Origin of the sequence: Nocardioides sp. LML1-1-1.1 (genome assembly GCF_040676175.1) — a bacterium.
Classification (GTDB): Bacteria; Actinomycetota; Actinomycetes; order Propionibacteriales; family Nocardioidaceae; genus Nocardioides.
In genome coordinates, this window is sequence record NZ_JBEGHK010000006.1 from 206,816 (window position 1) to 226,552 (window position 19,737).

23 protein-coding genes and 3 tRNA genes are annotated in these 19,737 nt (G+C 72.7%); 19 read left to right on the top strand and 7 right to left on the bottom strand.

Annotated features, from left to right (window positions below; all coding sequences use genetic code 11):
• Positions 1–22 precede the first annotated feature (22 nt).
• The 5 genes from MRBLML1_RS20165 to MRBLML1_RS20185 all read left to right on the top strand — a co-directional run bounded on the left by MRBLML1_RS20165 (position 23) and on the right by MRBLML1_RS20185 (position 4,312).
• Complete coding sequence (locus MRBLML1_RS20165) at positions 23–1,042, top strand: extracellular solute-binding protein (protein WP_364519385.1); 1,020 nt, start codon at positions 23–25, stop codon at positions 1,040–1,042.
• Complete coding sequence (cysT, locus tag MRBLML1_RS20170; RefSeq protein WP_364519387.1) at positions 1,039–1,911, top strand: sulfate ABC transporter permease subunit CysT; 873 nt, start codon at positions 1,039–1,041, stop codon at positions 1,909–1,911. The genes MRBLML1_RS20165 and cysT overlap by 4 nt, the downstream gene beginning before the upstream one ends.
• Positions 1,904–2,749 carry a sulfate ABC transporter permease gene (locus MRBLML1_RS20175; protein WP_364519389.1) on the top strand — a complete coding sequence of 282 codons (846 nt, stop codon included), beginning with the start codon at positions 1,904–1,906 and terminating at the stop codon, positions 2,747–2,749. The genes cysT and MRBLML1_RS20175 overlap by 8 nt, the downstream gene beginning before the upstream one ends.
• Positions 2,749–3,732: a sulfate/molybdate ABC transporter ATP-binding protein gene (locus MRBLML1_RS20180; protein ID WP_364519391.1), complete on the top strand. Its 984-nt coding sequence runs from the start codon at positions 2,749–2,751 to the stop codon at positions 3,730–3,732. The genes MRBLML1_RS20175 and MRBLML1_RS20180 overlap by 1 nt, the downstream gene beginning before the upstream one ends.
• Before the next feature lie 133 nt (positions 3,733–3,865).
• Entirely contained in the window at positions 3,866–4,312 is a 447-nt protein-coding gene (locus MRBLML1_RS20185) for a hypothetical protein (RefSeq protein ID WP_364519393.1), read from the top strand.
• On the opposite strand, the gene MRBLML1_RS20190 is transcribed toward MRBLML1_RS20185, so the two are convergent.
• Genes MRBLML1_RS20190 through MRBLML1_RS20200 form a run of 3 tightly spaced genes read right to left on the bottom strand, consistent with a single transcriptional unit; the run spans position 4,272 to position 6,032 of the window.
• The gene (locus MRBLML1_RS20190; RefSeq protein ID WP_364519395.1) at positions 4,272–4,751 is read right to left on the bottom strand and encodes an SRPBCC domain-containing protein; all 480 of its coding nucleotides are present in this window, start codon (positions 4,749–4,751) and stop codon (positions 4,272–4,274) included. The two genes, MRBLML1_RS20185 and MRBLML1_RS20190, sit on opposite strands and share 41 nt — an antisense overlap.
• Positions 4,752–4,772: 21 nt before the next feature.
• On the bottom strand, positions 4,773–5,528 hold the full coding sequence (locus MRBLML1_RS20195; RefSeq protein ID WP_364519397.1) for a lytic transglycosylase domain-containing protein: 756 nt from the start codon (positions 5,526–5,528) through the stop codon (positions 4,773–4,775).
• A gap of 12 nt (positions 5,529–5,540) precedes the next feature.
• Entirely contained in the window at positions 5,541–6,032 is a 492-nt protein-coding gene (locus MRBLML1_RS20200; RefSeq protein WP_364519399.1) for a YajQ family cyclic di-GMP-binding protein, read from the bottom strand.
• 125 nt (positions 6,033–6,157) lie between these two features.
• Here MRBLML1_RS20200 and MRBLML1_RS20205 point away from each other — a divergent pair.
• From MRBLML1_RS20205 to MRBLML1_RS20215, 3 genes are all read left to right on the top strand, one after another.
• Positions 6,158–6,239 (top strand) — tRNA-Tyr (locus MRBLML1_RS20205).
• A 257-nt stretch (positions 6,240–6,496) separates the two neighbouring features.
• Entirely contained in the window at positions 6,497–7,663 is a 1,167-nt protein-coding gene (locus MRBLML1_RS20210; protein ID WP_364519401.1) for a hypothetical protein, read from the top strand.
• Between the two features lie 99 nt (positions 7,664–7,762).
• Positions 7,763–8,947: a hypothetical protein gene (locus MRBLML1_RS20215; RefSeq protein WP_364519403.1), complete on the top strand. Its 1,185-nt coding sequence runs from the start codon at positions 7,763–7,765 to the stop codon at positions 8,945–8,947.
• Between the two features lie 21 nt (positions 8,948–8,968).
• Here MRBLML1_RS20215 and MRBLML1_RS20220 read toward each other — a convergent pair whose 3' ends face one another.
• Positions 8,969–9,436: a nitroreductase family deazaflavin-dependent oxidoreductase gene (locus MRBLML1_RS20220; RefSeq protein ID WP_364519405.1), complete on the bottom strand. Its 468-nt coding sequence runs from the start codon at positions 9,434–9,436 to the stop codon at positions 8,969–8,971.
• 76 nt (positions 9,437–9,512) lie between these two features.
• Between MRBLML1_RS20220 and mptB the strand changes: the two genes are divergently transcribed.
• Positions 9,513–11,039: a polyprenol phosphomannose-dependent alpha 1,6 mannosyltransferase MptB gene (mptB, locus tag MRBLML1_RS20225; protein ID WP_414691282.1), complete on the top strand. Its 1,527-nt coding sequence runs from the start codon at positions 9,513–9,515 to the stop codon at positions 11,037–11,039.
• On the opposite strand, the gene MRBLML1_RS20230 is transcribed toward mptB, so the two are convergent.
• On the bottom strand, positions 11,029–12,141 hold the full coding sequence (locus tag MRBLML1_RS20230; RefSeq protein WP_414691283.1) for a glycosyltransferase: 1,113 nt from the start codon (positions 12,139–12,141) through the stop codon (positions 11,029–11,031). The genes mptB and MRBLML1_RS20230 overlap by 11 nt on opposite strands.
• A 70-nt stretch (positions 12,142–12,211) precedes the next feature.
• Here MRBLML1_RS20230 and MRBLML1_RS20235 point away from each other — a divergent pair, with 70 nt between their 5' ends.
• From MRBLML1_RS20235 to MRBLML1_RS20280, 10 genes are all read left to right on the top strand, one after another.
• Positions 12,212–13,213: a pirin family protein gene (locus tag MRBLML1_RS20235; RefSeq protein WP_364519409.1), complete on the top strand. Its 1,002-nt coding sequence runs from the start codon at positions 12,212–12,214 to the stop codon at positions 13,211–13,213.
• Positions 13,210–13,593, top strand: coding sequence for a CidA/LrgA family protein (locus MRBLML1_RS20240; RefSeq protein WP_364519411.1), 384 nt, complete (start codon positions 13,210–13,212; stop codon positions 13,591–13,593). The genes MRBLML1_RS20235 and MRBLML1_RS20240 overlap by 4 nt, the downstream gene beginning before the upstream one ends.
• A complete protein-coding gene (locus MRBLML1_RS20245) occupies positions 13,590–14,294 on the top strand; it encodes an LrgB family protein (RefSeq protein WP_364519413.1) in 705 nt (234 codons plus the stop codon). Before MRBLML1_RS20240 ends, MRBLML1_RS20245 begins: the two co-directional genes overlap by 4 nt.
• Before the next feature lie 59 nt (positions 14,295–14,353).
• A complete protein-coding gene (locus MRBLML1_RS20250) occupies positions 14,354–15,751 on the top strand; it encodes an amidase (protein ID WP_364519415.1) in 1,398 nt (465 codons plus the stop codon).
• A gap of 62 nt (positions 15,752–15,813) precedes the next feature.
• Positions 15,814–15,886 (top strand) — tRNA-Thr (locus MRBLML1_RS20255).
• A 63-nt stretch (positions 15,887–15,949) separates the two neighbouring features.
• Positions 15,950–16,023, top strand: a tRNA-Met gene (locus tag MRBLML1_RS20260).
• 59 nt (positions 16,024–16,082) lie between these two features.
• Complete coding sequence (gene rpmG, locus MRBLML1_RS20265; protein WP_028654832.1) at positions 16,083–16,253, top strand: 50S ribosomal protein L33; 171 nt, start codon at positions 16,083–16,085, stop codon at positions 16,251–16,253.
• 110 nt (positions 16,254–16,363) lie between these two features.
• Positions 16,364–16,762 carry an FAS1-like dehydratase domain-containing protein gene (locus MRBLML1_RS20270; protein WP_364519418.1) on the top strand — a complete coding sequence of 133 codons (399 nt, stop codon included), beginning with the start codon at positions 16,364–16,366 and terminating at the stop codon, positions 16,760–16,762.
• On the top strand, positions 16,759–17,160 hold the full coding sequence (locus MRBLML1_RS20275; RefSeq protein ID WP_364519420.1) for a MaoC/PaaZ C-terminal domain-containing protein: 402 nt from the start codon (positions 16,759–16,761) through the stop codon (positions 17,158–17,160). The genes MRBLML1_RS20270 and MRBLML1_RS20275 overlap by 4 nt, the downstream gene beginning before the upstream one ends.
• Positions 17,153–18,184: a UDP-N-acetylmuramate dehydrogenase gene (locus MRBLML1_RS20280; RefSeq protein ID WP_364519422.1), complete on the top strand. Its 1,032-nt coding sequence runs from the start codon at positions 17,153–17,155 to the stop codon at positions 18,182–18,184. The genes MRBLML1_RS20275 and MRBLML1_RS20280 overlap by 8 nt, the downstream gene beginning before the upstream one ends.
• Here MRBLML1_RS20280 and MRBLML1_RS20285 read toward each other — a convergent pair.
• Together MRBLML1_RS20285 and MRBLML1_RS20290 are read right to left on the bottom strand one after the other, a co-directional pair.
• Entirely contained in the window at positions 18,181–18,639 is a 459-nt protein-coding gene (locus MRBLML1_RS20285) for a DUF4190 domain-containing protein (RefSeq protein ID WP_364519424.1), read from the bottom strand. The two genes, MRBLML1_RS20280 and MRBLML1_RS20285, sit on opposite strands and share 4 nt — an antisense overlap.
• 36 nt (positions 18,640–18,675) lie before the next feature.
• Complete coding sequence (locus tag MRBLML1_RS20290) at positions 18,676–19,704, bottom strand: adenosine deaminase (RefSeq protein WP_364519426.1); 1,029 nt, start codon at positions 19,702–19,704, stop codon at positions 18,676–18,678.
• Between the last annotated feature and the right edge of the window lie 33 nt (positions 19,705–19,737).

A 19,737-nucleotide genomic window follows, 5' to 3' on the forward strand; every position in this document is an offset into this window, starting at 1 on the left:
AACGGGTGCAATGAAGCGAGTGATGAAGGCTGCTGCCTTGGTGATGACCGGCGCTCTGGCGCTGTCCGCCTGCGCGAGCGCCGACGGTGGCAGTGACGCGAAGGACAAGACGATCAACATCGTCGGGTTCGCCGTCCCCGAGGCCGGCAACAAGGCCGCCGCCGTCGAGTTCAACAAGACCGACGCCGGCAAGGACGTGAAGTTCTCCGGCGCCTACGGTCCCTCCGGCGACCAGAGCCGCAAGGTCGTCGACACCAAGGGCAAGGACACCGACTACGTCGTGTTCTCCCTGGAGCCCGACATGACCCGCCTGGTCGACGCCGGCCTGGTCGAGGAGTCCTGGAACCAGGGCGCCAACAAGGGCATCGTGTCCAGCTCCGTCGCCGTCATCGCGACCGAGAAGGGCAACCCGCTCGGCATCAAGGACTGGAGCGACCTCACCCGCCCCGACGTCAAGATCGTCACCCCGGACCCCGCCAGCTCCGGCTCGGCGAAGTGGAACGTCCTCGCGCTCTACACCTACGCGAAGTCCACCGGCGCCACCGAGGCGCAGGCCGACGCCTTCTTGAAGAAGGTCTTCGCCAACGTCTCGACCTGGGCCGCCAGCGGCCGCGAGGCGACCGAGTCGTTCAAGAAGGGCGTGGGCAACGTCCTGCTGACCTACGAGAACGAGGCCATCCTGGCCAAGCAGAACGGTGAGGACCTCGACTACGTCGTCCCGGACCACACCTTCAAGATCGAGAACCCGGGCGCCGTGCTCAAGGACTCCGTCCCGGTCGCGAAGGACTGGCTGGACTTCATCCTCAGCGACGAGGGCCAGCTCGCGTTCGTGTCGAAGGGCTTCCGCCCGATCTCCGACGTCGACATCAGCGGCGTGAAGGTCGAGGGCGCCAACGACCCGAGCAACCCGTTCCCGCCGGTCAAGGACCTGAGCACCGCCGCGGACCTCGGCGGCTGGAGCGCCATCAACAAGGAGTGGTTCGGCAAGGACGGCCAGAAGCTCCGCTTCGACAAGCTGTACGCCGAAGCCACGAAGAAGTGACCGACACGCTCGTGTCGTCCCCAGGGCCGGTTCCGACCAGGAACCGGCCCTCGGGCCGTGTCAGGGCCGACAGCTCGGGCCGTCTCCCGCTCACCCTCTCCTCCGGGCTCGGCCTGGGGGCGGCGCTGGTCTGGTTCAGCATCCTGGTGCTGCTGCCGCTGGCCGCCGTCGTGGGGGCTGCCGCCGCCGGTGGCTGGGGCTCCTTCTGGGGCACGCTGACCGACGCCCAGACGTTCGCCGCGCTGCGGCTGACCGTCGTCGAGGCCCTGCTGGTGACCGTGGTGAACGCGGTCATCGGCACGGTGATCGCGTGGGTGCTGGTCCGCGACCAGTTCTTCGGCAAGCGGATCCTGGACGTCGTCATCGACATCCCGTTCGCGCTGCCCACGATCGTCGCGGGCCTGGTGCTGCTCAGCCTGTGGGGGCCGGACAGCCCGGTCGGGGTCAACATCGTCAACACCCGGCAGGGCATCTTCCTGGCCCTGCTCTTCGTGACCCTGCCGTTCGTCGTACGGACGGTGCAGCCGGTGCTCATCGAGCTCGACGCCGACGTCGAGGAGGCCGCGGCGTCGCTGGGCGCCTCGCGCTTCACGACCTTCCGCCGGATCATCCTGCCGAGCCTGGTGCCGGCGATCGCGGCCGGCTCGTCGCTGGGCTTCGCGCGGGCGATCAGCGAGTTCGGCTCGCTGGTGCTGATCTCGGGCAACACGCCGTACGAGACCGAGGTCGCGTCGCTGAAGATCCTCAAGTTCCTCGAGGGCGACAACCAGGACGGGGCGGCCGCGGTCGCCGTGCTCCTGCTGGTCGTGGCCGTGGTGACGATCGTGGCGCTCGACGTGATCTCGCGAAGGGTGGCGCGCCGTGGCTGACACCCGACAGATCCGGGCCCGTCGCGGCCCGGTGGCCTACGCCCTGCGGATCTTCGTCATCGTCTACCTCGCCGCGCTGGTGCTCTGGCCGCTCTACGAGGTCGGCAAGCAGACCTTCGCCCCGGCCAAGGCTGGCGCCGAGGGCGGCTTCGCGGCGTTCTGGGAGCGGCTCAGCGACCCGTCGGTGACCTACGCCTTCAACCTCACCGGGACGGTCGCGTTCTGGGCCGTGCTGATCAACACCGTCTTCGGTGTCGGCATCTCGCTGCTCATCGTGCGCTACCGCTTCCCCGGCCGCCGCGTGCTCTCGGTGCTCGTCGACCTGCCGATGTCGGTGTCGCCGGTGGTCGTGGGTCTCGCACTGGTGCTGGCCTACAGCACGGGCAAGGGCTGGTTCGGCGAGGCGCTGGAGGGGATCGGCTTCTACATCATCGGTACGACGCCCGGCCTGATCATGGCCACCGCCTTCGTCAGCCTGCCGCTGGTGATCCGCGAGATCGTCCCGGTGCTGGAGGAGATCGGCACCGACGCCGAGCTCGCCGCCAGCAGCCTCGGCGCCAACGGCTGGCAGACCTTCCGCCGGATCACCCTGCCGAGCATCAAGTGGGCCGTGATCTACGGCGTCGTGCTCAGCATGGCCCGCTCGCTGGGCGAGTTCGGCGCAGTCAAGATCGTCAGCCCCGGGGCCGAGTTCCGCGGCGAGACCGCCACCCTCCTCATCCAGAACCGCTACACCAACTACCAGGAGCCCACGGCGTACGCCGCGGCCTTCGTGCTCGTGCTCGCCTCCGTGCTGGCCCTGGTCGTCGTCTCGCTGATCCGCAAGGAGGATCACTGATGAACATCCTGATCGAGGGGGTCAACAAGTCCTACGGCGACTTCGTGGCCCTCGACAACATCAACGTCTCGTTGCCGACCGGCCAGCTCACCGCCCTGCTCGGGCCGAGCGGTGGCGGCAAGTCGACGCTGCTGCGCATCATCGCCGGCCTCGAGTCGGCCGACTCGGGCTCGGTCGAGATCGAGGGCGTGGACGCGACGAAGCTGCCGCCGCAGAAGCGGAACGTGGGCTTCGTGTTCCAGCACTACGCCGTCTTCAAGCACATGACGGTCGCCAAGAACGTCGCCTTCGGCCTGGAGATCCGCAAGCGGCCCAAGGCCGAGGTGAAGGCGAAGGTCGCCGAGCTCCTCGAGCTGGTGCACCTCTCGCAGTTCGCCCACCGGCTGCCCTCGCAGCTCTCCGGTGGCCAGCGCCAGCGCCTGGCCCTGGCCCGGGCGCTCGCGGTGGAGCCGACGGTGCTGCTGCTCGACGAGCCCTTCGGGGCGCTCGACGCGAAGGTCCGCAAGGAGCTGCGCGACTGGCTGCGCCGCCTGCACGACGAGGTGCACGTGACCACGGTCTTCGTCACCCACGACCAGGAGGAGGCCCTTGAGGTCGCCGACGAGATCGTGGTCATCAACGAGGGCCGGATCGAGCAGATCGGCACCCCCGACCAGCTGTACGACGAGCCGGCCAACGACTTCGTGATGGGCTTCCTCGGCGAGGTGACCCAGCTCGGCGGCGTACGCCTGCGCCCGCACGACATCGACCTGACGACCACGCCGGGCGCGCCCGGTGCGCTCGCCGGGACGGTCACCCGCGCCCTGCGCGTCGGCTTCGAGGTGCGCCTCACCGTCGACGTCGAGGGCCAGGCCGAGCCGGCGCTGGTCGTGCTGTCGCGCACGCACGCGCGGGCGCTGGACCTCGACGCCGGTGCCCGGGTCTGGCTGCGGCCGACCACCGGCGCCACGTCCGTGCCGGTGCTCGGGGTGGCGACGGCCTGAGGCGACGCGGCGACATGTAACTACGTGTTCAGACCTCTACCCGGGTGCTGTGACCAGTCACAGCACCCGGGTAGATACACGAACACGTAGTTACAAGTGCGGCGCTGCCGTGGCCGCCCCCTAGGCTGGGTCTGTGAGCTACCTCCGGGCGACGCGCGTCTTGTGCTGGCTGCTGGGGGTGGCCGTCCTGGTGTCGGTCGTGCACTACGTCGACAACTACGTCAACTACGACGACTACCCGCTCCCCGCGGAGGACGCGACCATCCCGGCCCCGTCGGCGGCCCTGGTCGGCGCCGCCTGGTTCCTCTTCACCGCGCTCGGCGGGATCGGGTTGCTGATGTGGTTCCGTCGGCACATCACCACCGCCGCGATCTTCCTGACCGGCTACTCCCTCTCCGGGCTGGTCGGGATCCTGCACTACACCGTCCCCGGCGCGACGGACATGGTCTGGTGGCGCCAGGCGCACGTCGTCGCCGACATCGTGCTGGGCGCGGCCGTGCTCGGCTTCGCGCTGTGGGCCGCCCGCAACTCCAGCGAGCTCATCCCTCCGGGCTGGAAGCCGCCTCCGCGCGACGCCTGAGCCCCTCCGCGTGCCGCCGGAACCCGTCGGCCACCCGGCCCGGGCCCGCGAGACGCACCAGGGGGCCGCGGAACACCTCGACGGTCTCGTACGTCGTCGGGCCACCCGGTCGCTGCGTGAGCCGCTGGTGACGCACGCCCCGGACCAGGCCGAGGCGAGCCGGCAGGCCCTCGTAGACGTACGACATCAGCGCGCTCGTCGTACCGGTGGCGGGGTCGGTGACCGGGGCGTCCAGGGCGGTGATCCGCTCGGGGGAGCGGGTCCGCTTCCCGTTCGCCCACACCACGTGCAGCACGATCGGGTTGCCGACGGCCAGGGGCTGTGCGGTGTCCGCGCGCTCGACGAAGGGGTTCCACCCGGCGTACTGCTCGGTGTCGAGCATGATCGCCCACACCCGCTCGATCGGGGCGTCGATCTCGATGCTGGCCGCAGGGTCCATGCCCGGCATCCTGCCGCAGTCTCAGCCGGCGCGCTGGGCGTAGGTGTCGGCGAGGCCGGCGATGTCGGCGACGTAGGCGTCGGAGTGGTTGAAGCTGAACACCGCGCGGCGCCAGGCGTCCGCGCTGGAGAGGTCACCGCTGTGGCACAGGTAGCGACCGGCGGCGAGCGCCGCGTCGTCGATCTGGTCGGGGTCGGCCACGCCGTCGCCGTTGCCGTCGGCGGCCCAGGTCGCCCAGGTCGAGGGGATGAACTGCAACGGCCCGACCGCCCGGTCCCAGCGGGTGTCGCCGTCGAGGAGGCCGCCGTCGGTGTCGCGGACCGCCCCGAACGCACCGCCGTCCAGTGCGGGCCCCCGGATCGCGGGCACCGAGAGACCGTCCTCGCCCAGCACGGCGTCGTGGATGGTGCCGTGCCGGGACTCCACGCCGCCCAGCGCCGCGATGGTGTTCCACGCGACCTTGCAGCCCGGCTGCTCGGCCGCGACCCGCAGGTGCGCCCGGGCGTACGCCGCCAGCGCGCGCACCGGGATCCCGGTCCTGCCGGCGGTCGTGGCGAGCCAGACGCCGTCAGGGCGGTAGGGGTCGACGGCCGGCGCCTGCGGGGCACCGCCGACCGTCGCCACCGCGGTCGGTGCGGCGGCGGTCGGCGCCGGGAGCGGCTGCGTGCGCGGCGGGTGCTGGCCGGCGTACGCGACGGCGAGGGCGAGGCCGGACAGCAGGGCCGCGCCCGCCGCCACCACCGCGAGGGCGGTGACGAGCGCCCGGTCCACCCTCATGTCGGCGGGAGGTCAGCGGTAGTTGGTGAACTGCACCGCGAACTCGTAGTCCTGCGCCTTCACCAGCGCCTGCACGGCCTGGAGGTCGTCGCGCTTCTTGGAGGAGATGCGGAGCTCGTCGCCCTGGATCTGCGCCTTGACGCCCTTGGGGCCCTCGTCGCGGATCAGCTTGGAGATCTTCTTGGCGTCCTCGGAGGTGATGCCCTCCTTGAGCGCGACGTCGATCTTGGAGACCTGGCCGGACTGGCGCGGCTCGGAGGCGTCGAGGATCTTCAGCGACTGGTTGCGCTTGATCAGCTTGTCCTGGAAGACGCTGAGCACGGCGCTCGCGCGGTCGTCGGCCGAGGCGCTGATCTCGATCGCCTGCTCGCCCTTCCACTCGATGCTCGCGCCGGTGCCCTTGAAGTCGAAGCGGGTGGCGATCTCGCGGGCGGTCTGCCCGAGGGCGTTGTCGACCTCCTGACGGTCGAGCTTGCTGACGATGTCGAACGAGGAATCGGCCATGGGTCTCACCTGCGCGTCGTTGGGGTTTTCTGCCGGACGGTGCTGCTGCGCTATTGTTTCGCGTCGTCGCCGACCTTCCAACTCGGAAACGCTCCCAGGCAAGGGGTGGGGCCGGTGACACTCCCGGCAGATTGCCCGAGCGGCCAAAGGGAGCTGACTGTAAATCAGCCGGCATTGCCTACGTAGGTTCGAATCCTGCATCTGCCACGGGTACGACGAGCCCGGCTCTCCGCGAGAGCCGGGCTCGGTCGCTTTTGCGGCCCCCGCTGCGTCGGAGTGCGCGCCCGGAGGTGCCAGACGCTGCGCACCCGGTGCCCACCGGCGCAGGTCAAGGAAATGTGACATTGCACATGGCGCCGATGTTCGTGATGGTGGTCACAGCGCGCGGGCCTGCCGGCGCGCGGTCCGGCAACGACCGTCGCAACGGAGCGCGGTCCCGGACTTCCTCCGAAGGAGCCATCTCGATGAAACCCTCCCCCCGCCGCCCAGCCCTGCGGACCGCGCTCGCGGTCCTCGCCCTGGCCGGCGCCGGCGCCGTACCCGTCCTCGCGGGCCCGGCCACGGCCGCGGCCGACACCTGCGTGCAGGGCACGCTGAAGTACACCTCCCCGGACGCGGAGTCCCAGTCGTCCCTTACCGCCGTCGTCCCGCGTGCGAAGTTCGAGGTGCGCAGCGGCAGCACCGTGCTGACCACCGGTGAGACCGCGGCGGACGGGACCTTCTCGGCGTGCACCGGCAAGACGTCCGTGTCCGACCTCCAGGTCTCCTTCGTCACGACGGCGGCCGGCGGGCGGTGGCGGGTCATCGACGACGTCGTGCAGAACCCCACCAGCAGCGACCTGCACCGGTTCAGCACGGCGACGACCAGCTCCGCGACCGGCACCACGGACTACGGCGTCGTGCAGCCGCCGGCCGACCAGCAGGGCGCCTTCCGGGTGCTGGCGGTGCTCGACAAGCTGTACAACAAGCGCGACACCTCCTCGACCTGCTTCGCGAAGATCGACACCGGCACCTGCGAGACGCTCACCTTCGTGTGGGACTCCGACCGCACCGTCGGCGGCTGGTGGGACCACGAGAGCGACGACCCCTCCTACGTCGACAACGGCGAGGTGAGGAACAGCAAGTACGTCGTCCTGGACAAGTGGGACCAGTGGTCGCAGCACACGATCATCCACGAGGCCGGGCACTGGCTGCAGTGGCAGCTGCACGGCCAGCACTTCCCGGCGGTCAACGCCTGCGACCCGCACTACATGGACCAGGCCTCCTCGGAGTCCTGCGCCTGGACCGAGGGCTTCGCCGACGCCGTGGCCGGCAAGGTGCTCGGTGACCGTCGCTACGTCTACGCCGACGCCAACGTCGCGCCCTCGCCGTTCGAGCCGACCGACTGCACCCCCACGCCGGGTGGTGACTGCTTCTGGACCGGAGGCCGGGCCACGCAGGGCAACGTCGCCGCCGCCATGCTCGACTTCTGGGCCGCGGACGGCGGCTGGAACAGCGGCTTCGCCGCCATGGCGAGCCAGACGAGCGCGACGGTGAAGGCCTACTACGAGCACCGCTACCCCTCGCCGTCGAGCACGGTGAGCGGCATCTACTCCAAGCACGGCCTGCAGTACACGAACAACGTGGGCTGAGGGCCCCGTCCCACCGGCGCCGGGCGTGGGGGTCCACCGACCTCGCGCCCGGCGTCGCGCCCGCCCTCGACCGACCATCCCGAAGGAGCACCCACCCCGATGAAGCACCACCTCACCCGATCCTCCCTGCGCGGCCGGATCGCCGCCGCCACTGCCGCCGTCGCGGCCCTGCTGGGCATCGGCGTGCTGCCGGCGCTCGCGCAGCCGGCCGGTGCCGCCGCCCCGACCTGCGTGCGGGGCACCCTGGCGTACTCCTTCTACGACGCGGAGACCGACGACCGCGACTTCTCGGCGACCGTGCCGCGGGCCCGCTTCGAGCTGCGCGACGACTCCGGCGTGCTCAGCACCGGCGAGACCGACCGCCGCGGCGGCTTCGCGGCCTGCACCCGGCGGGCGGGCACCGGCCTCCGGGTCTGGTTCGCCTCGAGCGCGGCGCACGGCACCTGGCAGGTGATCCGCACGAGCGTGGTCGACCCCGGCAAGGACGACCTGCACTGGTTCGGGACCCGGTCGATCGACACCAGCCACGGCCGGCGGGTCGACCTCGGCGTCGTCCAGCCGCCGGCGGACCAGCAGGGCGCGTTCCGCATCGTCTCGGTCCTCGACAAGCTGTACGACGAGCGCGGGCACCACTCGCGCTGCTTCGCGAAGGTCGACACCGGCCGGTGCGCGCCGTTGACCTACGTCTGGGCGGCGGACCGCGAGACCGGCGGCTGGTGGGACTACTGGGGTCCCGGCGACGCCTACGTCGACCCGGAGGAGGGCGGCCTGGTCAACACCAAGTACGTCGTCCTCGACAAGACCGACCCCGCCTCACAGCACACGATCCTCCACGAGGCCGGGCACTGGCTGCAGTGGCAGCTGCACCGCGAGCGCTTCCCCGAGGTCACCGCCTGCAACCCGCACTACATCAACAAGCCCTCCTCGGAGTCCTGCGCGTGGACCGAGGGCTTCGCGGACGCCGTCGCCGCCCACGTCCTCGGTGACCGGCGCTACGTCTACTCGAGCGGCTTCTCCTACCCGCTGCACCGCACCGACTGCACGCCCGCCGAACCGAGGGGCTGCGCCTTCGACGGTGGCCGCGCGACCCAGGGCAACGTGGGCTCGGCGCTGCTCGACCTCTGGGACGCCGAGGGCGGCTGGCGGCACAGCTTCGCCGCCATGGCCACCCAGGTCAGCCCGGACGTCCAGGCCTACTACGAGCACCGCTACCCGTTCCCGTCGCGCCGGGTGCGCGCGATCCACGACCGGTGGACCCTGCAGGAGACGAACGGCGTGCGCTGAGGACCGGAGCCGGTCCCGCCCTCACGCCGGCGACAGCAGGAAGACGGGGATGACCCGGTCGGTCCACTCGGTGTACTTGCGGTAGTTCGGCCACACGGTGACCATGTGCGCCCACGCCCGGTCCTTCTCCGCGTCGGTCAGCTCGCGCCACGTGCAGGTCTGCGTGCGCCCGTTGTAGCGCACCTCGACGGTCTCGGCCGCGCGCAGGTTGAAGGTCCACACCGGCGGCTTGGGCGCCCCGAAGTGCGAGCCGGCGATCAGCCAGCCGCCCTGCCACGGCACGCACAGCAGCGGGGTCTCGCGCGGGATGCCGCTCTTGCGGCCCACCACGGTGAGCATCAGGTTCGGCAGGCCGGCGATGTCGAGCAGGGTGAGCCGGCCGCGGGTCAGCCGCTGCAGGTTCGTGTCGGTCCAGGTGACCTGGGGGAGCAGCTTCGGCATCCACGGCTGGGAGCCGATCTTGATCGCGAGCGGGGTGAGCAGGCCCATGGCCGCCACCCTAGTGACGTGCGGCGTTGCCTGTCCGTTCAACCCCAGGACGCCGGGCGAACCTACGGTGCCCATCGTGATCACACGTGGGCTCGTCGGCGGGGTGCTGGTGTTCCTCGGCGGCCTCGTCACGGCGACGCTGCCGCAGTCGACCCCCGTCCTGCGGATCGCCGTGCTCGGCTCGATCCGCGGTCACGAGCTCGGCCGGATGGTCGGACTGGCGCTGGTGCTGGCCGGCCTGGGCCTGCTCGCGAGCGCCTGGCTGCGGCTGTGCCGCACGGTCGCCGTCGGCGACCGGGAGACCACCGACGCCGCCGAAGGAGTCGCCCTGGTGCGCTTCGCGTGCGCCGTGTGGTGCGCGCCGCTGGTCCTGGCGCCGCCGCTGTTCTCCCGGGACGGGTGGTCCTACGCCGCCCAGGGCATGCTCGCCCGGGTGGGGCTCTCGCCGTACGACTGGGGGCCGGGCGCGCTCGCCCCCGACAACTTCCTGCCGCTGCCGACGTGGCTGACCGCGCCGCCGATCGTGCAGGCGGTCGACCCGCTGTGGTGGGACACCGCGACGCCGTACGGTCCGGTGCCGGTGTTCTTCGGCGCCGTCGCGGCCGGTACGACGGGCAACCCGTGGCTGCTCGTCATCGCCCACCGGGTGCTGGCCCTGGTCGGCCTCGCCCTGCTGGCGTGGGCCGTGCCGCGGCTCGCGTCGTGGACCGGCGCGAACCCGGCGGTCGCCTCGGCGGTCGTGCTGGTCTCGCCGCTGATGGTGGCCAACGGCGTGGCGGGGCTCCACAACGACCTGCTCATGGTCGGCCTGATGGCCGCCGCCCTCGTCGTGGCCGCCGAGCGCGGCTGGGTGTGGGGCGCGATGCTGGCCGGATTCGCGGCCGGGGTGAAGGTCCCCGGCGGCCTGGTCTGCGTCGGTATCGCCCTCGTCTCGCTGCCCGTCGGCGCCGCCCTCCTGCCCCGGCTGCGACGGCTGGCCTCGGTCGGGGCCGTCGCGGTCGGCACGCTGCTCGGGCTCGGCATCCTGACCGGCCTGGGCAACGGCTGGCTGCACGCGCTGACCGTGCCCGGCGAGGTGAACACCCCGCTCTCGGCCACCACCCTGGTCGGCGGCGTCCTCGACTTCTTCGCGCTGCACCTGGGCGTCGGCACCGATCCGGCGTTCTTCCGCAACCTGGTCCGGGCGCTCGGCCTGCTGGCCGCGCTCGGCATCGGCGCCTGGGTCGCCCTCGGCTGGCGCGCCGGCGACCGGAGCCGGGCGCTGGCGGGCGTCGCGACCGCGGGCGCGGCCTTCGTGCTGCTCTCGCCGGTGGTGCACCTGTGGTACTTCCTGATGCTCCCGCCCTTCCTGGCCACCCAGCGGCTGCGACCCCACGCGATGGGTGCCCTGGTCGGGATCTCGATGCTGCTCGGCCTGGTCGCGCCGCTCGACTCCTCGCTGCACGGCGCCTACTACGCGATCGTGCTCGGCTCGATGACCGTCGCGCTGCTGATGCCGGTGCTGCTGCTGACCCGCGGCGCCCGCGAGTCGCTGGCCCGGGTCGTGGAGCCGCTGGCCCCGACGCCGGCGGCCGAGCCGGCGGAGTCGCCGGTCAGGCGGTGAGGACGCCGACCCGCTCGCCCGCGTGCAGCGCCAGCATCCGCGCCACCGTGCGGTCCCAGCCGAACAGCTCCGCCCGCTGACGCGCGGCCCGGCGGACCCGCTCCTCGGGCCGGGCCGCCAGCCGGAGCACCGCGTCCGCGAGGGCAGCCGGGTCCGGCGTTCCCCAGGCGCCGCTGGCGGCGTCGACCAGCTCGCGGGCGCCACCACGGTCGGCGGTGACGACCGGCGTCCCGCAGGCCAGCGCCTCCAGCACCGCCAGCCCGAAGGTCTCCCCGGGGCAGACCGACAGCGAGACGTCCGCGGCGGCGAGCCGGTCGCGCAGGGCCGCACGGCCGTCGACGTAGCCGTGGAGGTGGACGGGGGCGCCCGCGGCGATCTCCTCGAGCTCGTCGCGGTGCGGGCCGTCGCCGTAGACGTCCATCCGCACCGGTACGCCGCGCCGGTGCAGCTCGACCGCGGTCGCGACCGCGAGGTGGGGGGACTTCTCCCGCGAGAGCCGTCCGGCGTGCACCAGCCGCAGCTCACGGCCCCGGGGTGCTCGCGGGACGGGACGGAAGGTCTCCAGGTCGACGCCCAGCGGGACCCGCTCGACGGGACAGCCGGCGCTGGCGGCGACCCTGCGGAACTCCTCCTCGGCGTAGCGGGAGGTCACCACGACGGTGTCGAAGCTGCGCACCAGCAGCCGGTTGAGCAGGCCGATGGAGACCTTCGAGGTGGTGTCCAGCCCGGAGCGCATGGCGAACATGTCACCCATCCGCTCGTGCGAGAGCAGCACCGAGCGCACCCCGTTGCGCCGCGCCCACCAGGCCACCGGCAGCAGGGTCAGCTTGTCGCTCCACTCGACGCTGGTCGGCGCCCAGCGCTCCAGCACGTCGGTCACCCGCCAGGGCTCCACGATCAGCCGGTAGCCGCCGCCCACGCGCGGAGCGCGCACCTGCACGACGTCGCCGAGCTCGGTGGAGGTGACGGCGTCGACCGGACCGGGGATCACCAGGAGCCGCTCGGCCCCCGCGTCGACGTACCCCCGGCCGAGGTGCTCGATCGCGGTCCGCATGCCTCCCGAGGTCGATCCGACGAAGTTGGCCAGCTGGGCGATCCGCACGGGGACACCATGACGACAGCGGGTGAACTGATGCCCACCGCACGGTTGACGGGCGCGAAAGGATGAGGACATGAGCAACCCGGAGAGAGACCCGGACGAGGTGCTGTGCGAGAGCCGCCAGGCGGCCGGGGTGGAGCTGATGACGCCGCGCGAGGTGCCGTTGGGCGGTCCCCGCGCGATGCCGGTACGACGCACGCTCCCGCAGCGGCACCGCTCCCTGATCGGCGCCTGGTGCTTCCTCGACCACTACGGGCCCGACCTCGTCAGCGACAGCGGCGGGATGGAGGTCGCGCCGCACCCGCACACCGGCCTGCAGACCGTCTCCTGGCTGTTCACCGGCGAGATCGAGCACCGTGACAGCGCCGGCAACGTCGCGATGGTGCGCCCGCGGGAGGTCAACCTGATGACCGCCGGGCACGGCATCAGCCACTCCGAGGTGTCCACGCCGACCACGACCGTGCTGCACGGCGCCCAGCTCTGGGTGGCCCTGCCGGAGACGGCCCGCGACACCGACCCCGGCTTCGAGCACTACGCCCCGGCGGAGGTCTCCGGCGAGGGCTGGCGCGCGCACGTCTTCCTCGGCTCGCTGCTCGGCGACACCTCGCCGGTCACCACCTTCACGCCGCTGCTCGGCGCGGAGCTCGTCCTCGACCCGGGCACGACGCTGGCGCTCCCCGTCGACGAGGCCTTCGAGCACGGCGTCCTCGTCGACCTCGGCTCGGTCACCGTCGGCGACCTCGACGCGAAGGCCGCCGACCTCGCCTACGTGCCGACCGGCGCCCAGGAGATCACCCTCCTCGCCGGTGACGAGGGCGCCCGGGTGCTCGTGCTCGGCGGCCCGCCCTTCGGCGAGGCGATCGTGATGTGGTGGAACTTCGTCGGCCGCACCCACGACGAGGTGGTCGCCTACCGGGCGGCCTGGCAGGAGCAGATCACCGACCCGGCCACCGGTGAGGTGCTGGACGACAGCCGCCGGGTCGCGCCGGGCCGCTTCGGCGTCGTGCCCGACCAGCCGCTGGGGCCCATCCCGGCGCCCGGCCTGCCCAACGCCCGGCTGCGAGAGCGCCGGTGATCACCGGGCTCACCTGGCTGATCGGCTTCCAGCTGCTGGGCGAGCTCGTCGCCCGGGTCGCGGACCTGCCCGTGCCCGGGCCGGTGCTCGGGATGCTCTTCCTGTTCGTCTTCCTCCGCCTGCGCCGGTACGGCGACGACGGCTCCGTCGTGCGCGCCGGCGCCGCGCTGCTGCGCCACCTCCAGCTGTTCTTCGTCCCGGCCGGGGTCGGCGTCGTGGTCTACCTCTCGGTCCTGGGCCGCGACGCGCTGCCGATCGCGGTGGCGATGCTCGGCTCCTGGTTCCTCGGACTCGTCGTGGTCGGCTGGACGGCCGAGGGCCTGGAGCGCCTGCTCGGGCGCCCGCGCGACGACCTGGGGGACCTGGGGGAGACCGCGTGAACGACGCGCTCGACGTCGCCCGCTCGCCGCTCGGGCTGCTGGCGGTGACCCTGCTGGGCTACCAGCTCGGTCGCTGGATCCAGCAGCGCACCGGAGGTCACCCGCTGGCCCAGCCGGTGCTGGTCGCCGTCGTGGTGGCCGGTGGCGCGATCAGCCTGCTGGACGTGGACTACGCCGACTACCGCTCCGCGACCGAGCTGGTCGCCTTCTGGCTGGGGCCGGCGACGGTGGCGCTCGCCGTTCCCCTGCACCGGCAGGCGGACCGGCTCAAGGGCTTCGTCGTACCGATGCTGGTGGCGGTGCTCGCCGGCGCGGCCGTCTCGATCACCTCGGCCGTCCTGCTCGCCCGCGCGCTCGGCGCGGACACCGCGCTGGAGAAGACGCTGGCCACCAAGGCCGCGACCACGCCCGTGGCGATCGCGATCACCGAGTCCCTGGGCGGCATCCCGCCCCTGGCCGCGGTGTTCGCCATCCTGATCGGCATCTTCAGCGCGATCGTCGGGCCGGCGACCCTGAACCTGCTGCGGATCCGCGACCGGCGTGCCCGGGGGCTCGCCATCGGCGCCGTCTCGCACGGCGTCGGCGCCTCCCGGATGCTGCGCGAGGACGAGACCGAGGGCGCCTTCGCCGGCCTCGCGATGGGCCTCTCCGCGCTCGCGATCAGCCTGCTCGTGCCCGTCCTCGCGCTGGTCCTCTTCTGAGCCGGAATCTCCGACCACGGTCGGAGGTGCGGCCGCCGGAGAACGGTTAGGTTCCCTGCATGCGCGTGCACGCTTTCTCCGACGATGCCCTGGGTGACCTCGACGCGGTGGGCCTGGCCGAGCACCTGGGTGCCGGCAAGGTCTCGGCGCAGGAGGTGGTCGACGCGGCGATCGCACGCGTCGAGCAGGTCTCCGACGCCCTCAACCCGCTGGCCTACCGGGCCTTCCAGCGGGCGCGCCTGGAGGCAGCCACGCCGGGAGAGGGCTTCTTCGCCGGCGTGCCGACGGTGGTCAAGGACAACGTCGACGTCGCCGGGATGCCGACGATGTCCGGCACCGACGCCTGGGAGCCGCGTCCGGCGAGGAAGGACGGCGACTTCGCCGCGATGTACCTCGCCACCGGCCTGGTCCCGCTCGGCAAGAGCCAGCTCTCCGAGTACGGCTTCAGCGCCTCCGCCGAGCACCCCCGCCTGGGCGCGGTGCGCACCCCGTGGAACACCGAGCACACCGCCGGCGCCTCGAGCTCGGGCTCGGGCGCGCTGGTGGCCGCGGGCGCCGTCCCGATCGCGCACGCCAACGACGGCGGCGGCTCCATCCGCATCCCCGCCTCGGTCAACGGCCTGGTCGGGCTCAAGCCCACCCGCGGCCGGCTGGCCCAGGACAAGCAGATGCGCGAGATGCCGATCCGGATCGTCTCCGACGGCGTGCTGACCCGCTCGGTGCGCGACACGGCCGCGTTCTACCGCGAGGCCGAGCGCATCCACCGGGCGCTGGAGCTGCCGCCCGTCGGCGACCTCACCCGGCCGATCAAGCGCCGCCTGCGGGTCGCGCTCAACACCACCGGCGTGGGTCGCGGCGCGGACCCCGAGACCACGGCGCTCACCGAGCAGACTGCCGCCCTGCTGGAGTCCCTGGGGCACACGGTGACCGAGTCCGACGTACCGGTCGGGCCGGGCTTCGCCGACGACTTCCTGCTCTACTGGGCGCTGCTGTCGCTGGTGCTGCTCACCACCGGCCGGCCCACCCACGGGCGGAGCTGGGCCAAGGCGCAGCACGACAACCTCACCCTCGGCCTGGCCCGGCACGCCCGCCGCAACCTGCACCGCCTGCCCGGCGCGATCAGCCGGCTCAAGCGCGCGAACGCCCAGGCCGAGGCCTACTACGAGCGGTACGACGTCGCGCTCACCCCCACGCTGGCCACCCCCACGCCCCTGGTCGGCCACCTCGACCCCACCCAGTCCTACGACGTGGTGATCGACAAGCTGCAGGACTGGGTCGCGTTCACGCCGTGGCAGAACGTCACCGGCGCCCCGGCCATCTCGCTGCCCCTCGCCACGACCGCGAGCGGGCTGCCGCAGGGGATGATGTTCGGGGCCGCCCCGGGGCACGAGGCGCTGCTGATCGAGCTCGCCTACGAGCTCGAGGAAGCCCGGCCGTTCGCCCGGATCCAGGGCTGACGACGCAAAATCCGCCCGCGATTTCGCACCCCTCCGGGGCGCGTGTATCGTTCTGCGGCGTTGCCCCTTTAGCTCAGTCGGCAGAGCGTCTCCATGGTAAGGAGAAGGTCTACGGTTCGATTCCGTAAAGGGGCTCTGGGAGCAAGGGCCCGCCGAACCGGCCGGAGACGGACGGGGAGGCGGGTGCCCTGACCCCCTGGCGGGGTAGCTCAGGTGGTTAGAGCACACGGCTCATAATCGTGGTGTCGCGGGTTCGAGTCCCGCCCCCGCTACGCCAGATGACGAAGCAGCACCCGCAGTACCCCCGAAGACGCATCCAGAAGGACTTCCCGTGGCCAGCAAGAGCTCTGACGTTCGCCCCAAGATCACGCTTGCCTGCGTGGACTGCAAGGAGCGCAACTACATCACGAAGAAGAACCGGCGCAACGACCCCGACCGCATCGAGCTGTCGAAGTTCTGCCCGCGCTGCCGCAAGCACACCGCGCACCGCGAGACCCGCTGACCTGAAGCCGCTCTCCGAGCGCTCCGACGACCCGCCGCCCGTCAGGGTGGGCGGGTCGTCGTCGTTTGCGGACTCGCGAGTAGCCAGAGGCCCGGACTAGGGTCGGCGGCATGCCGATCGACGCCGACCTGGTCGGCCGCGCCTTCCCGCCGACCCCGCCCCGCGCCGTCACCGCGGAGGCCGTCGCCGCCTTCGCCGCGGCCGTCGGCCGTACGACGGAGGGGCCGGTCCCGCCGACCTTCCCGATCGTGGTGACCTTCGCCGCGCTGCAGGACTTCCTCGCCGCCGAGCAGGTCGAGCTGTCCCGGATCGTGCACGGCGACCAGCGCTTCAGCTACGCCCGGCCGGTCGTGGTCGGCGACGAGCTGAGCGCCACCCTCACCGTCACGGGGGTGCGCTCGATCGGCGGCAACGACATCGTCAGCACGTCCAGCGAGATCACCGACGCCGGCGGCGCCGTGGTCTGCACCGCCACCGCCACCCTGGTCCACCGCGGAGGTGCGGCATGAGCACGCTGACCCCCGGCGCGGAGCTCGCGCCGCGCACCTACGACGTCACCCGGGCCGACCTGGTCGCCTACGCCGAGGCGAGCGGCGACCACAACCCGATCCACCAGGACGAGGAGGTCGCTCTCGCGGTCGGCCTGCCCGGCGTGATCGCGCACGGGATGTACACCCTCGCGCTGGTCGGCCGCGCCGTCGCGGAGTGGACCGGGGACGCCGAGGTGGTCGACCTCGGCGCGAAGTTCGTCGCGCCCGTCGTCGTACCTGCCGAGGGGGCGGCACGGGTCACCGTCGCCGGCACCGTCGGTGAGCGCACGGACGACGGCCTCCTGCCGCTGGCGCTGCTGGTCACCGTCGACGGCGCGAAGGTGCTCGGCGCCCCCAAGGCGACCGTTCGTGCCTGAGCCCACGCTCGCCGGCCTCACCACGCTGCGCCTCGGCGGTCCGGCGGGCAGCTACGTCGCCGCGCCCGACGCCGACGCGCTGGTCGCCGCGGTCTCCGCCGCGGACGCGGCCGGAGAGCCGGTGCTGCTCGTCGGCGGGGGCAGCAACCTGGTCGTCGCGGACGAGGGCTTCGCCGGCACCGTCGTGCACCTGACCGGGGGTGGCGTGGAGGTCGTGGACGACGGTTGCGGCGTGGTCTCGGTGACGGTCGCCGCGGGTGAGCCGTGGGACGACCTCGTCGCACGCGCCGTCGCCGAGGGCTGGACCGGCGTCGAGGCGCTCTCCGGCATCCCCGGCACCACTGGTGCCACCCCGGTCCAGAACGTCGGCGCCTACGGCCAGGAGGTCGCCCAGACCGTGGCCCGGGTCCGGGTGTGGGACCGGGTGCTGAAGGGGCAGCGCACCTTCACCGCCGCCGAGTGCGGCTTCGGCTACCGCCACTCGCGGTTCAAGGCCGACCCGGGCCGCCACCTGGTCCTCGACGTGACCTTCGAGCTGCACCCCGGAGACCTCTCCGCCCCGGTCGCCTACGCCGAGCTGGCCCGCACCCTCGGTGTCGAGGTCGGCGAGCGGGCGCCCCTGGCCGACGTACGCGCCGCGGTGCTCGGGCTGCGCCGGGGCAAGGGCATGGTGCTCGACGCCGCCGACCACGACACCTGGAGCGCGGGCTCCTTCTTCACCAACCCGTTCGTGGAGCCGGACCGGGTGCCGGAGGGCGCGCCGTCGTACGCGCAGCCGGACGGACGGGTCAAGACCAGCGCCGCGTGGCTGATCGAGCACGCCGGCTTCGGCAAGGGCTACGGGCTCGACCGCCCGGACGCGCGGGTCTCGCTCTCGACCAAGCACACCCTGGCGCTCACCAACCGCGGCGGGGCCCGCACCACCGAGCTGCTCGACCTGGCACGCGAGGTGCGTGACGGCGTGCGCGACCGCTTCGAGATCGGCCTGGTCAACGAGCCGGTGCTCGTCGGGGCGACGCTCTAGGCGGTGCTGAACAGCGCGGCGAAGAACGCGATGACCGCCACGACGAGCGCGATCGCGATCACCGCCAGGACGGTGCCGACGATGCCGACGACGAGGCCGGCCGTGGCGATCCCCTCACCGGCGTGGCGGCGCCGGTCGGCGTCGATCTGCCGACGCGCCCAGATCGCCAGCCCGATCGCCACCGGCGAGCAGGCCACGCCGACGATCGTCACGATCAGGAAGGGCGTCAGGGCCAGCGAGACCAGCCCCACGATGCCGAGCACGAGCGAGGTCGTCGCAAGCGGGTGCGTCGGCGTGCCGTAGCCGCCGAGGTACTGGGCCGGGACCTGGTACGACGTCGGGGGCGGCGGGACGAACGGCTGCTCCGGGCTCACCTCGCCCCAGGCGGGGGCGTCGTAGGCCGGGTAGACCGGCGTGCTCCCCGAGGGCGGAGTGAGGGGCGGCTGCTCGCTCATGGGGGACAGCGTGCCACCGGCGGGCCCGGCCGAAACTCAGCCGGCGGGCGCGGCCAGCCACGCGTCGACGTCGGCGAGCGCTCGCTCGCGCAGCTCCGCCGGGGCCCGGCCGGCGCGCAGCGACATCCGCGCCAGCTCGGCCAGCTGCTCGTCGGAGAGCTCGTGCGCGGCCCGCATCGTGGCGTACTGGCCCGCCAGCCGCGAGCCGAACAGCAGCGGGTCGTCGGCGCCCAGGGCCACGGTGGCGCCCGCGTCGAGCAGGGTCGGCAGGGGCACCGAGGTGAGGTCGGAGTAGACGCCGAGCGCGACGTTGGAGACCGGGCAGACCTCCAGCGCGACCCCGGCGTCGACGACGCGGCGCAGCAGGTCCGGGTCCTCGGCCGCCCGTACGCCGTGGCCGAGCCGGTCCGCGTGCAGGGCGTCCAGGCAGGTGCGGATGTGCTCGGGCCCGCGCAGCTCGCCGCCGTGCGGGGCCAGCAGGAGCCCGGCCCGCTCGGCGATCGCGAAGGCACCGGCGAAGTCCTCGGTGCGGCCCCGCCGCTCGTCGTTGGAGAGCCCGAACCCGACGACCCCGCGGCCGACGTACTGCGCCGCGAGGCGGGCCAGCGTGCGCGCGTCGAGCGGGTGCCGGGTCCGGTTGGCGGCGATGACGACCGCGATCCCGAGCCCGGTCCGATCGGAGGCCTCGCGCACGGCGTCGAGCACGAGGTCGGTGAAGGCGGTGATCCCGCCGAAGCGGGCGCCGTAGCCGCTGGGGTCGACCTGGATCTCCAGCCAGCGCCCGCCGTCGGCCACGTCGTCCTCGGCGGCCTCGCGCACCAGCCGTCGTACGTCGTCCTCGGTGCGCAGCACGGAGCGGGCGACGTCGTAGAGGCGCTGGAAGCGGAACCAGCCCTTCTCGTCGGCGGCCGTCAGCTGCGGCGGCCAGTCCTCGACGAGGGCGTCGGGCAGCGCGATGCCGTCGCGCTCGGCGAGCTCCAGCAAGGTGGCGTGGCGCATGGACCCGGTGAAGTGCAGGTGCAGGTGCGCCTTGGGAAGGGCAGACAGGTCGCGCACGGTGGCCATCGTAGGGGCGGCCGGCTTTGGACCCGTGTGGGT